The 13,922-nt window shown below is 42.7% G+C and carries 9 protein-coding genes; all 9 read left to right on the top strand.

The window, feature by feature from the left end; translation table 11 throughout:
- Positions 1 to 215: 215 nt before the first annotated feature.
- The 9 genes from AC4PG5_RS03075 to AC4PG5_RS03115 all read left to right on the top strand — a co-directional run bounded on the left by AC4PG5_RS03075 (position 216) and on the right by AC4PG5_RS03115 (position 13,915).
- Complete coding sequence (locus AC4PG5_RS03075) at positions 216 to 2,168, top strand: glycoside hydrolase family 97 protein (protein WP_492029992.1); 1,953 nt, start codon at positions 216 to 218, stop codon at positions 2,166 to 2,168.
- Between the two features lie 314 nt (positions 2,169 to 2,482).
- Positions 2,483 to 2,650 (top strand): hypothetical protein, encoded by a 168-nt coding sequence (locus tag AC4PG5_RS03080; protein ID WP_492029993.1) that lies wholly within the window; start codon positions 2,483 to 2,485, stop codon positions 2,648 to 2,650.
- A 160-nt stretch (positions 2,651 to 2,810) separates the two neighbouring features.
- Positions 2,811 to 5,159 carry a TonB-dependent receptor gene (locus AC4PG5_RS03085; RefSeq protein ID WP_492029994.1) on the top strand — a complete coding sequence of 783 codons (2,349 nt, stop codon included), beginning with the start codon at positions 2,811 to 2,813 and terminating at the stop codon, positions 5,157 to 5,159.
- 39 nt (positions 5,160 to 5,198) lie between these two features.
- Entirely contained in the window at positions 5,199 to 6,425 is a 1,227-nt protein-coding gene (locus AC4PG5_RS03090; RefSeq protein ID WP_492029995.1) for a DUF4374 domain-containing protein, read from the top strand.
- A 48-nt stretch (positions 6,426 to 6,473) separates the two neighbouring features.
- A complete protein-coding gene (locus tag AC4PG5_RS03095) occupies positions 6,474 to 8,222 on the top strand; it encodes an ABC transporter ATP-binding protein (protein WP_492029996.1) in 1,749 nt (582 codons plus the stop codon).
- 22 nt (positions 8,223 to 8,244) lie between these two features.
- Positions 8,245 to 10,041 (top strand): ABC transporter ATP-binding protein, encoded by a 1,797-nt coding sequence (locus AC4PG5_RS03100; RefSeq protein ID WP_492029997.1) that lies wholly within the window; start codon positions 8,245 to 8,247, stop codon positions 10,039 to 10,041.
- Positions 10,042 to 10,059: 18 nt separating this feature from the next.
- The gene (gene fldA, locus AC4PG5_RS03105) at positions 10,060 to 10,566 is read left to right on the top strand and encodes a flavodoxin FldA (protein WP_492029998.1); all 507 of its coding nucleotides are present in this window, start codon (positions 10,060 to 10,062) and stop codon (positions 10,564 to 10,566) included.
- 315 nt (positions 10,567 to 10,881) lie between these two features.
- The gene (locus tag AC4PG5_RS03110; protein WP_492029999.1) at positions 10,882 to 11,733 is read left to right on the top strand and encodes a helix-turn-helix domain-containing protein; all 852 of its coding nucleotides are present in this window, start codon (positions 10,882 to 10,884) and stop codon (positions 11,731 to 11,733) included.
- Positions 11,734 to 11,851: 118 nt separating this feature from the next.
- Positions 11,852 to 13,915, top strand: coding sequence for a collagen-like domain-containing protein (locus tag AC4PG5_RS03115; protein WP_492030000.1), 2,064 nt, complete (start codon positions 11,852 to 11,854; stop codon positions 13,913 to 13,915).
- The last annotated feature ends 7 nt before the right edge of the window (positions 13,916 to 13,922 follow it).

The raw sequence follows: 13,922 nt of genomic DNA on the forward strand, positions 1-13,922 counted from the left end.
CGTTTGCTTTTTAGAAATGCTATATTTGCAAAAGAAATATCAACTAACTTCTTGAGGGTTAAAGGAGATAAGAGTGGGCAACGTCTTCCTGTTCGATCGGAAGAGCAGCTTAGGAGACTTGTCGACCCCGAGAAACTAAAAGATCGCTTTCTCAAGAAGAGAAACGAAAGAAGCCGCCAGAAAAACTATTTACTATTAATAAACACTTCAAAAAAATGAAAAGAAAACTTGTGATTTGGGCTTTTATTAGTTGCTTGACATTGGTTGCTCAAGCGCAAAAAGAAGTAAATTTAAGTTCTCCAAATGGGAAGATCAATCTTAAAGTTCGTTTGTCGGATCAGATCTATTATGATGTTCTTTGTGAAAATGAAAAACTGCTCACCGATAATGTGTTAAGTCTAACTATTGGTAAACAGACGTTAGGAAGCAATCCTAAGCTTGTGAAAAAGAAAATAAATCATGTTCAACAAACCATAAAGCCGGTCGTTCCTTTCAAACATTCGACAATCGATAATACATACAACCAATTGATGTTGTCGTTTAAGGGACATTATGTCGTGGAGTTTCGTGCTTTTGATGATGGAATCGCTTATCGATTCATAACCACTTTGAAAGACTCGATTGAAGTCACCAATGAAGATTTTCGTATTCACTTCCCCGAAGAATATACCCTTCATTTGCAGCAACCATACGACTTTAGAACAGCTTATGAGGAGCCTTATACACATTTAGAAAGCAATAAATGGAAAACATCCGACCGTATGTCTGTTCTGCCTATACTGATTGACACCAAAAAAGACTATAAAATTTTATTGAGTGAATCGGATTTGCAAGATTATCCCGGTCTCTTCTTAAAAGGAACTGACGGCCATGGAGCAACAGGTGTATTCCCAAAAGTTCCTCTTCTGTATGGCGAAGATGGAGATCGAAGTTTGAAAATAATCAAAGAGGCGGATTATATTGCTAAAACATCCGGTAGTAGAAGTTTTCCTTGGCGATATTTTGTGATCGTTAAAGAGGATAAACAATTGATCGAGAATACCATGAACTGCAAATTGGCCGGTGAAAATCAATTGTCGGATGTCTCATGGATCACTCCCGGTCAAGTGACTTGGGAATGGTGGAACGATGCTTCTCCGTACGGACCGGATGTTAACTTCGTATCCGGCTATAACTTAGAAACCTACAAGTATTATATTGATTTTGCTTCTAAATTTGGGATTCCTTACCTGATAATGGATGAGGGATGGGCTAAAGATACCTATAATCCTTATACTCCTAATCCTAAAATTGACTTGCATGAATTGATACGCTATGGAAAAGAAAAAAATGTGGGGATTGTTTTGTGGTTGACTTGGTTGGCTGTGGAAAATAACTTCGATCTATTTAAAACGTTTAAAGAATGGGGGATTAAAGGGGTAAAGATCGATTTTATGAACAGAAGTGACCAATGGATGGTCAATTTCTACGAACGTGTGGCTAAAGAAGCAGCTAAAAATAAGTTGTTTGTTGACTTTCATGGTGCTTTCAAACCATCGGGCTTAGAATATAAATATCCTAATATTTTAGCCTACGAAGGAGTCAGGGGGATCGAGCAAATGGAAGGGTGTCTGCCGGATAACAGTCTTTACCTCCCATTTATGCGTAATGCCGTTGGTCCAATGGATTATACGCCGGGCGCCATGATCAGTATGCAGCCCGAAGTTTATGCCGCAAAACGCCCTAATGCAGCAAGTATCGGTACTCGTGCTTATCAAATGGCTTTATTTGTGATGTTTGAGAGTGGTTTACAAATGTTGGCAGATAACCCGACACTGTATTACAGAAATGCAGAATGCACTCAATTTATCACGCAAGTTCCTACAACCTGGGATGAAACCAGAGCGCTTGATGCTAAAATTGGTGAATATGCCATTGTGGCCAAACGTAAAGGGGGAAAATGGTTTATAGGGGGGATCACGAATAATAAAGAAAAAGAGAGAACATTTGAGCTTAGCCTTGATTTCTTAGAGGCAAACAAGGATTTTCATCTGACCTCTTTTGAAGATGGCATCAATGCAAATCGCCAAGCCATGGATTATCGAAAAAAAACGTCAACAGTTAATTGTAAAAGCAAAATCAAGATTAAGTTGGCTAGAAATGGTGGATACGTCGCTGTTATTGAGTAATCTTTGAGGCACGGGCGGAGTATAAGTAAGAATCTAACGATCATTTTTTAAGTACATACTTATAGCTTCGGTTGATGCGTAATTGATCTATTGAGTATAATAATCTAGTTGGTTGAATTACTATAATAGGGGATATTTTAATTGAAAAATCATTATTTTAAGGTATTGTAGTCAAAAAGAAATCTTTCGAACTTTGCACTGTAAAACGAAGAACTATTTTTTGACTGATGCAAACAACGAGGGATTATGCACGCAAGTTATTGCCTGAAACAGTGTGGAAAGTCTTTTTAAGGAAAGACTTTAAGGTTATGTCTATGCGTCAGACTAAACGATTGGGTATCGGTCTGAGCAATATCTATGATGATGATCTTTGCAAGAACGATTTATTGGCTGACTTGTTGTCTTCGCTTTTAGAGGCGATGAACAACAGTTTATTCTATCGAGCGAGCCGCGTGCAATGTGCGGCTCGCTCTTCTTTTTGAACAGAAACCTCTTTGGTGTTAAGTTATATGGTCCGATTGACATGATACTCAGTGGTGAAGGATCAGTAACTGAAAAAGATCTAACACTTTCCGATGGGAAGAAGATCAATATTTGTTTGAGATAGACAATTATATAGATAAACAATTATATAGATAAACAATGAAACAGAGAGTACTATTTTTTCTATTAATATTGATGCTCATGAGCATCAGTGTATCCGCCCAAACAGGAGGCGGACGAATTGCGGGCGTGGTTATCGACGATACAGGCGAAGAACTATTGCCCGGAGCAACCATTTTTATTGAGGCACTGAGAAAGGGCGACGTAGCGGATAAATACGGCGAATTTTCTTTTTCAGGCATTCCTTTCGGCACTTATTCACTCACCGTGAAGTTTATGGGTTATCACACACTAGTTAAGAGAGTAACCGTGAGTCAAGAGAGTGGGAAGAAGATTATTATTCGCTTGAAAGCCGAAGCTAAATCGCTTGACGAGGTGGTGGTGATGGGTAAAAGCGAAGCTCGTAAAATCCGGGAGCAAGCCATGCCGGTGACTGTCATCAGCATGAAGCAGCTACAGGGAACTGTGAGCGATGTACAAGGAATATTGGCGAAGACGGTAGGTGTTGCCATTCGTTCTTCCGGGGGGGTGGGGAGCACTTCCCGATTGTCTGTACGTGGTTTAGAGGGCAAACGTATTGGGTTTTTTATTGATGAAACGCCTCTGAATGACCAATCAGATTTTATTGACCTCAATGATATACCTATTGATATGATTGATCGGATTGAGATATACAAAGGCGTGGTTCCTGCCAAGTTTGGAGGATCGTCAATGGGAGGTGCAGTTAACATCGTCATAAAAGAATATCCGGATCGTTATGCAGATCTAAGCTATACTCGTGAATCGTTTAATGTCAATAAAGCGCAAACGGTGTTCAAAAGAAACTTGAAAGAGGCCGGATTGGTATTTGGCATTGGAGGAGGCTATACTTATGCTGACAATAATTACACGATGGAGTCTCCTTACGTTAAAGGATTGAAAATTAAACGTAATCATGACAATTTTAGGAAAATACTCGTAGGAGGAAGTCTTAAAGCCAAGAAGTGGTGGTTTGATGAAGTTGAGTTTGAACCTGTATTCATTGATACTTATAAGGAGATACAAGGTATAGAAGCCGATATAAGAAAGGCGCATACAAGATCGCGTATGTATTTGTTAGCCAATAAATTGGAGAAAGATAATTTTCTGTTAGAAGGATTAGACTTGGATATGAGTACAGCGATTGGCTATACGCAATATGGACTGGTAGACACCGCTAAAGTATGGTATGATTGGAGTGGAGAGGCTTATCCCACTCCTTCGCTCTATGGTGGTGAACTGGGTACACGATACGCCTCAGAATCGGATAATAAGAAAGTCACATTGATGAATAAGTTGAATCTGGAATACCTCATAGATAAGCATCATTCTATCAGTTTTAATTCGGTTTTCACCTTGGCCAATGGGTATCCTTCAGACCCAACCAAGGAACAAAGTTTGGGGAAGAAAACGGATTTTGACTCGCATATGCGAAGCTGGACGGTAGGTCTGACTTACGATTACCGCACGGCGAATGATAAGTTTCTCAATTCGCTCACTTCGAGATATTATTGGTATTCGATGAATACCTCCTATCAAAATATTTATGTAAACATCCCTCTAGAGGATATTCATTTGAATAAGAACAGTATCGGATTTAGTAATGCCATGCGCTATCGTTTGACGCCCTCTTTTATGGCAAAATTGTCGGGTGGATATGATGTACGTATTCCGTCAGAGAATGAATTGTTAGGTGATGGCTATACCATTAGTCCGTCGGAGCGATTATTGCCTGAACGCAACTTGAGTGTGAATGCCGGTTTACTCTATGATCTAACCGGAACTCACCTGAGTAATCTCCAAATAGAATTGGGTGGATACTATATGTATTTGCAGGATATGATTCGTTTTACAAAAGGGATTTTCGGTGCTCAATACCAAAATTTCGGAGAAATGCGAACCCTTGGTGTGGAGTTTGAAGTGAAGGCCGACCTCTTTCCTTTCTTATATGGTTATGGTAATGTTAATTACCAAGATTTACGCGATGTAAGAAAGTATGAAGAAGGTAGTAATATACCCAATGCAACAAAAGGGAAACGAATGCCAAATATTCCTTATCTCATGGCAAATGCAGGCTTGGAGTTTCATAAAGAAAATCTTTTCGGTGGCAAAGGGCAAAACACACGGCTATTTGTCGATATGGCTTTTGTGGAAGAATATCTCTATGACTTTGAAATCACAGAAAATGCAAAACGGCGTATTCCTCAAAGTACAACGGTAGATCTCGGTTTTGAGCACAGTTTTATGAATCAGCGCCTGTTCCTTTCGGGAAAAATAAAAAACCTGACCAATGCCATGGTATTGTCGGAATTTAATCGTCCCCTGCCAGGCAGAAGTCTTGGCATAAAATTGCGATATGTTTTCAGATAAATAGAAATTAAGCAGTAATCATTAAAAGAGAATAAATAAATGAGAACAGTATTTAAAAATTGGCAAACGATAGCCATGAGTGCAATGATGATGTTTGTAACATCTTGTGAGAAAAATAATGGAGATGAACCAAACCCCAATAATCCTCTGGGAGGAGAAGGGCATATTCTTATAGAGACCACCGTAAAGAATGCTGATGGTGCAAGTGGACAATCTTATTTGCAACAGATACCTGCGTTGTCGGGCACATTGGGCATGACGAATGGTATTCAGACAGGGTTTGCAGCCTCTATCTCTATCGTGGAAAATGATGTCTTTGTCTTTCCTGAGCATGGTGGCAAAGGCACACAAACCATTATTCGATATGCGCGCTCTCAGAAAGGTTTTGAGAAAGCCGCAGAAATGCAGATTATTCCCGGTTCTTATCCCATTAACCTGATACAAGTGAGTGCAGAGAAAGCTTATATCCCCACGTATGTCTTGGGGCGAATAATGGTTGTAAATCCGAAGACTTTGGAAAAGAAAGGAGAAATAGATTTGAAGCCATATGCCCACAATGATGCAAGTCCCGAACCTGCTCACGGCATATTGCGTGATGGCCTATATTACTTGCCTCTCAATCAGCTTGGCGAAAACTGGATGCCTCTTGCAGACTATAGACAGGTGGACGTCGCTGTGATTGATACTAAAACCGACAAGGTGGTAAAAGTTATTTCCGAGAAAAAAAGCGGCCTTTGTTTTCCTACTCGTCCTTTCCTGAAAGGGATGGTATTTACAAACGAACAAAATGACATTTACATGGCTTGCACAGGTTATTTCGGATATGACCCCACATACTTGAGAAATGGTTTTGTTTGTATTCCCGCAGGCAGACAAGAGTTTGATGAAGCTAAAACATGGAATATAAGCCACACAAACATTGAAGGAAGCAGTTATAAACCGGCAACGGTGTTCAACTGCAAGTATATTGGTAATGGAAAGGTTGCTGCTTATGTCGGTATTGTGGAGCTAAATGGTAATAATCCTTATACGGCACGCAATTCCATGGCGGTGATGATTGATTTGAATGCTAAAACGATCAAGAAGATTGAAGGAATACCTTATACGGATGGTCATAGCGTGGCCATAGAATATCATGATGGCGAGATCTTCTTTGCTGCTTATGGTTTAGACGCTTCGGGAGTCTTTGCATACAATCTCGCAACCGGACAGGTGAGACAGGCACTATCGACAAGTGGAAATATTGCCTATATGCATTTTTTTTAACTAAGTAATCTCTTTTCAAAGAAATGTCATTTTCAAAAGAATATCTTTATGAACAATCTCTCTCAAATACTCAACTCCGCCACGATGGGAAAACCCCGTCGCCTGCGTCCATTGATCTATTGGACGGTTGCGGAATACTTCTTTCGCGGTGCGCCTTATGGGGCGATGCTACTTGTCGTCTGGGAGGTCTTTAAGCCTCTACAACATCCCGGAACGGCGATAAATATTGGGAATATCGGTTGGGCGTGCGTTTTGCTGGCAGTATCGCTTGTTTGCCTCTGGTTGATTAGCAAGAAAGCCTATCTTGTAGCCTATAGAGATGGCTACGAAATCTGTTGTGACGGTCGTCTCGCAGTGGTTGATCATCTGCGCCGGCTGCCGATGAGTTTCTTCAATAGTCGTGATCCCGGCGATATCGGAGCATATATCGTTAGCGATTACAACAACGTGGAGATGCTCACCACACATCTCATCAGCCAATTCTTCGGTGCTTTGGCAATGCCTGTTGTTGCTTTGGTGTCGCTCTCATTTTTCAATTGGCAATTGGCGTTGGCGGCAGCGGTTGTCATTCCATTGGCCTTTCCCATGATGCTGCTTACCAATCACTTTGTGGCAACCTTGGGTAAAAGGCATCAGAAAATAAAGACTAATGCCGCTTCGCGTATGATTGAATATATACAAGGTATCCGTCTGATTAAGGCGTTCAACCTGAGTGGCAATAAGTTTGAACGATTGGAACGGGCTTTTCGCGATCTTAAGCGAGAGAGCATTCGCTTGGAAGCCGCACCTGCACCTACCATCACGCTGGCTTCTACCTTGCTCAATGGCGGGCTGGTCTTGATTATGCTACTCGGCTGCTCAATGTTGTTGGATGCCAAAGTTTCCGTGCCCGTCTATATTATGTTCTTATTGGCAGGGTCTGCAATCTATGCTCCGCTTATCAACGCTCTGACTTTTATTGCTCTCATCAACTATATGAAGTTGGGAGCCGAACGCATTGATACTCTCTGCAAAACGCCGGTGCTTCCGGAGGGTACGATAGAGAAAGTTGCCCATTCGGAAATAGAGTTCCGTCACGTTAGTTTTGCCTATAATGCCGATACTCCGGTGCTTCGCGGGGTATCGCTTACCATTCCCGAAAAGGGTCTGACCGCTTTTGTCGGACCATCGGGATCGGGCAAAACAACATTGACACGCCTCATTGCTCGCTTTTGGGATGTGAGCGATGGAGAAATCTTGCTCGGCGGACGAAACATCAAAGATTATACCGTGCATACATTGATGCAGCAAATCTCTATCGTCTTTCAAGATGTGTATCTTTTCAACGATACCATTTATAATAACATCCGTGTGGGACGTGAGACTGCTACTCGCGAAGAAATCGAATCTGCGGCACGCAAAGCGCAATGTCACGATTTTATTACTGCCATGCCCGATGGATACGACACGATGGTCGGCGAAGGGGGAAGTACGCTATCCGGAGGCGAGAAGCAACGCATCTCTATTGCTCGTGCCATCTTGAAAGATGCACCTATCGTGTTGCTCGACGAGGCAACCGCTTCGCTTGATCCCGAGAATGAGGTACACATCCAAGATGCCATCAACGACTTGGTGAAAGAAAAAACTGTGGTCATTATCGCCCACCGCTTGGGAACGGTGTTGAGTGCCGATAATATTGTGGTGATTGACCAAGGACGGGTAGTGCAGCAAGGCAAACATCAACTACTTATCGAAGAAGAGGGATTGTATCGCAACCTTTGGGAGGAGCAGCAACGAGTGAAAGGGTGGAAGTTCTAATAATCTAATAAACAGAAAGATCATGAATATAAATAAACGCAAGACCGGGCTGGCACGGTTGATAGAAATTGCCGGAACTAAACGTCGATTGCTCATCGGAGCGATGCTGCTGGCAGTCATCACTGCCATCGTGCAGTTTGTACCGATCATGGCGGTGTATAATATTCTCATCGAATTGGCGGAGCATGCGCTCGATCCCTCATTGATTGACGAGGCATACATTTGGCGATGGGCCTATATTGCTTTGGGAGCTTTTTTTGCCTTCGGAGTGCTTACCTTTGCTTCCTTAATGCTTTCGCACATTGCTGCTTTTAACATTCTCTATGAAATACGGATGCAGTTGGCTCAAAAGATGACTCGTCTGCCTTTAGGCTTTTTTACCCGTCGGGCTTCGGGAGAATTGAAGAAGATCATGAGCGATGATGTAGAACGCATCGAACTATTCATTGCCCACCACATTCCTGATATCGTAACGGCTGTATTGTTTCCGCTGATGCTCGTTGGTTATATGTTTGCTGTAGATTGGCGGTTGGCTATGGTAGTCTTGGCAGTATTGGGCCTAGCGTTCTATCTAATGGTTCGGATGTATACCGGTAAAACCGTTCGAAAGGTTTCCGAGCGATATGTGGAGACTTTGGGGAGGATGAATGCCGGCATCGTAGAATATATTCGTGGCATTCAGGTCGTTAAAACTTTTACAGAATCGACCGATGCTTATCGTAAACTGAATGATGATATCAAGGAGTATCGCAAATTTGCCAATGATGTAAACGTGCAGTATCAGCCCACCTATGTGGGGTTTCTCACTATACTTTCTTCGGCACTGCTCTTTATCATCCCTGTGGCTGTATGGCTACTTGTGGTAAATGCTTCGTATGCGGCTTTTGTGCCTGTGGTGCTTATGTTTTTGCTTTTCGGCGTAGCTGTCTTTTTTCCCGTGCTTAAACTCTTGTGGATAGGTAGCTTTCTAAATCAGAACAACATGGGCGTGCAGAAGATTGATGATATTCTTTATATGGATGAAATTGAACAATCTACCGCCCCTCAACTACCCAAAGATGCTTCGGTAGAGTTTCGTAATGTCTCTTTTGCCTACGACACCGTGCCGATACTTAAAAAGATATCTTTCATCGCCCATCCGGGCACGGTAACGGCACTAGTCGGCCCTTCCGGAGCCGGCAAAAGCACTGTTGCCATGCTTGCTGCTCGTTTTTGGGACGTTCAAAGTGGAGAAGTGTTAATAGGGGGAGTGCCTGTCAAAGATATCTCCACTTCTGTGTTGATGGATAATATGGCTTTTGTTTTTCAAGACAATATGCTCTTTTTCGATACCATAGAAGAGAATATCCGTATGGGTAACAAGAGAGCAACCTTTGAGGAGGTAGCACGGGCTGCCTGTGCCGCTCAATGCCATGAGTTTATAGAAGCTCTGCCCAATGGTTATCAAACATTGGTGGGCGAAGAAGGCACTTATCTTTCCGGTGGTGAAGCACAACGCATTGCTTTGGCTCGCGCCATATTAAAAGATGCTCCTATTATTCTACTAGATGAAGCCACTGCCTTTGCCGACCCTGAAAATGAGGGAAAGATATTGGAAGCATTCTCTCATCTGATCAAAGGGAAGACAGTACTGGTTATTGCTCATCGACTGGGGACAATTACCAATGCCGACCGTATTTTGTATGTGGATAAAGGCGTCATAGCTGAAGAGGGTACCCATGAGGAACTGCTTGCAATAAACAGACAGTACGCTCGTATGTGGGAAACCTATAATCGAGCAAAGGAATGGACGATTGGTGGAAAAAGTGAAATAAATTAATTAAAAAAAATAATAGTTATGAAAAAAATAGGAATTTTTTATGGTTCTAATTCAGGCAACACACAAGCTGTTGCTGAACAAATAGCGGAAAATCTCGACATTGCTAAAGAGGAGATTCATGATATTGCAAACACGGGAATGGACAAGATGAGCCATTATGATTATTTACTTTTAGGCTCTTCTACTTGGGGGTTTGGTGATATTCAAGATGATTGGGACTTGTTGGAATTGGAAAGATTGAATCTCAGTGGTAAAAAAGTTGCTTTGTTTGGGACAGGAGATTCTTCTTCTTATTCGGAGACGTTCTGTGATGCTTTAGGACAACTCGCCGAAGCTATCGAAAAAACAGGGGCATTGTTGGTTGGTAATAAAGTGAATAGTTCGGATTATTCGTTTGATTCGTCGGTTTCGGAAAAAGATGGCTTTTTCTGCGGATTGGCTATTGACGAAGATAATGAGCCGGAGAAAACAAATGCGCGTATTGCAGAATGGACTAAGCAATTGCATCTTGATTTCGAATTGTAATTATGGAAAGATTAAAAACTTTTGGACGAAGAATCTGATTTTAAGATTTTATAAACTTAAAATCTAATGGTTCGATAATAGGCCTATTGCTTAATGCAGTAGGCTTATTGTGTTTATATAATGGTTGTGATTAACGCGTTTTGTGAAATTCTGGTCTGATTCGTTTTTTTTTATTTTTGATTGATCAAGAAGAGCCTTTATTCTAACTTTTTGTGCGTTTTGACGTTGATATATAAAAATATGTCTACTTTATGTAAGGCATTGGGTGTTTGTTCTAATATTTTTGTTTTTAACGTTTTTTTAAACTTACAAACTATGAAAATAATGTACATCAATGAACACAAAGCGTGCGAACACTACATCAATGATTATCAAGTTGGGTTTTCTTATCATAAAGCAACGGCAAAGAGTTCTTTTAAAATACAAAATCAAAAGCAAGATTGTATTGTTTTTCTTTTGGACGGCGTGTTGAACGTGGAAACAGAGCGTTGTGAGGGGGCTCTGGTGGAGGCGCGTCGGATGTTTTTTATTGCGCAAAATGAGGTGCATCTGCTGACGGCGGTCACAGAGGTCACCACTTTGCAGTTGCTTTTCAATAATAAGCCATTTGTCTGTGATAAGTTCTTCTTGAAGGATATTGCAAAGAAGGATTTCTGCGTTGAGTTTTATCCGCTTCCCATTTTCCCGGTAGTGGACGATTTTTTACACCAAGTGATTTCGTATATCGATTCGGAGATGTTTTGCCGACACATGCACGACTTGAAACAGACAGAATATATCTTTTTACTTCGGGCATTCTATGCGAGGGAGGAACTGGTGCGCTTCTTCTCGCCCTTGCTCACGAGCGATTTGGATTTCAGGGGACTGGTGTTGATGCATTACCTCAAGGCGAAATCGGTGAAAGAGTTGGCCGGTAGGCTGAATATGGGGCTGCGGACTTTTGAACGTAAGTTTAAGGAGACTTTTCATGAAGCACCGAGTCGCTGGATGAATCACCAGAAAGGGATGCGGATTGGTCGCGACTTGGCTAACTCTGATCTGTCGATTGCCGATCTGATTCAGAAATATGAATTTTCATCGGCGGCTCACTTTACGACGTATTGTAAGAAAATGTTGGGAGATACGCCAACGGTGATTCGTCATAGACGGGCGGAATCGGAGACGTAAAGTTTAATAGATCTGCAACAAAGCTGTCGGTTATGTGTAAAACATCGGCAGAAAAGTGTAAACCTTTTCGAATTGTAGGGTCGTATTTTTGCAGCGTGAAACTTTAAAATTGGAAAATATGACATTAAGAATGATTAGAATTTCATTGCTGACTACTGTGCTGTTTATGTTTGGATTGATGGCTTGCACCAATCTGGATATAACGATGCCTAAGGGGCCTAAGGGAGATACCGGGCTTTCGGCTTATGAGGTTTGGAAAGAGAGTGTGTTGAATGGCACGGTGGAGTGGCCGAAGAATGAGGTGGAGATTCCGGATTTCTTTAAATTCTTAAAAGGTAAGGATGGAGTTAACGGAACGAATGGAATAGACGGGGCCAACGGAAAGAGTGCTTACGACATTTGGAAAGAGACGATCGCCTCGGGTGAGGTGGATGATCCGCATAACCCGGGACAGAAATGGAATGCGGGCAAGAACTCGGTGCAGGACTTCTGGATCTTCTTGACGGGAGCTACGGGCGAGAATGGACAAACGCCTCATATCGGCGATAATGGACATTGGTGGATCGGAACAACGGATACGGGTATTCCGGCTCAGGGAGAACCGGGTACTAATGGTCAGGATGCTGTGCCGCCAACGGTGACGATCGGGGACAACGGTAACTGGTTTATCAATGGCGTGGATACGAACAAACCGGCATTTGGTAAAGATGGCGCGGATGGTACAAACGGGTCGAACGGGACGAACGGAACAAACGGCAAGAGTGCGTATGAGCTTTGGAAGGAGAGCGTGGAAGCCGGATGCGATGGTTCGGGACCGCAGGTGATGGATCCGCATAACCCGGGATTACCGTGGGATTGTGAGAAGACGTCGCTAAACGACTTTTGGGAGTTCCTTCGTGGAAGTGACGGTAAGGATGGCGAGAATGCACCGATCGTGGTTGAGGTTGGAAAATATAATGTGATTCCTCAATATTGGAATGCGGAACTGGCGGAATATGTGGTGCCTTCGGATGGATCGGTGATCTTCCAGGTTTACGATAAGTCGGGTGCTATTGCACCGGCGGGAGCCGTGGTGAAAGGGTTGCCGGGGCTTGACCAGAGTTTGGAGTTTACGACAGATAATAGAGGACTGTTTAAGGTGCCTGCGGCTCAATTACCGAACTTGAAGATCTTGGCCGAACGAAAAGGAATCACGGCGAGCGTGACGATCAACGGGGTGACGGAGCCGTCGGCAGCTAATACGATGGTGCCGAACCGAGTGAATACGCGATTAAAGGTAACTCAGGTGTATCCAAGCAATTGGGGGACGAACGATCCGGTGATCCGTGTGAGTTATAAGATTGAACGTCAGGTGAACGGAGTTTGGAATCTCTATCCTAATGATATCCCGAAACCGGCGGTTTATGTCGGATTGGTTAAGAATATCGCACAGCCGGTCGACGAAGCGAATGTGTTGAGTGATGCGGAGACGAGCCAGTGGAGACGAACTTATGGTACGGATTTTGTCTATATTGCCCGTCCTTATGTACTGACTCCGAGCGAAAAGGTTTATGTACAAACTCCTGCAGGAGCAAACAGTAATCAGAAGAAGTTTGAGTGGGACGGCACAAATCATTACTTTGCAATCTTCTTTGGCGATAATAACGGTTCGAATAATGACTACGGACAGAAGGTGTTTGCGGAAGATAAGATGTGGTCGCCGGAGGTTAATCCGATTTGTGGACTGAAGAATATCAAGTTGGAGATTAAGCAGGGGGTGTCGACTCTCTGGGGAGAGTTCGATGTGGATCAGTTGAGTTATTTCTATCCTGTGGGCAGTTATGTGAAGGAGGCAACGTCGTTAATCTGGAGTCCGAACGGAGGACAGGTGGCTGCACGCGACATCTCGGATAGTTATTATTTAAGATTGGCCATGACAACGAATGTATCGGGAACTACGGGTACGGTATATGCTTCGTCTAAACGTCCGATTTTCGTGAACAGTCGGTTTAAGTTGGTGAGTGCGTATCCGAATAATTCTATTCAGATTATGAATAGTAGCAATGGGTATTATCGCGATTATTATGCGTATTATCTGCGTCAGAATACGTCTACCGGTGAGTATTTCTTAGAAAATTATTACGATGCTCAGCAGAAGGTTACGGTGCCGGTTGAGGATTGTCCGGATGATTTTTTAAACTAAGCATTAA

This window comes from Bacteroides sp. QWL-09 (genome assembly GCF_058683585.1).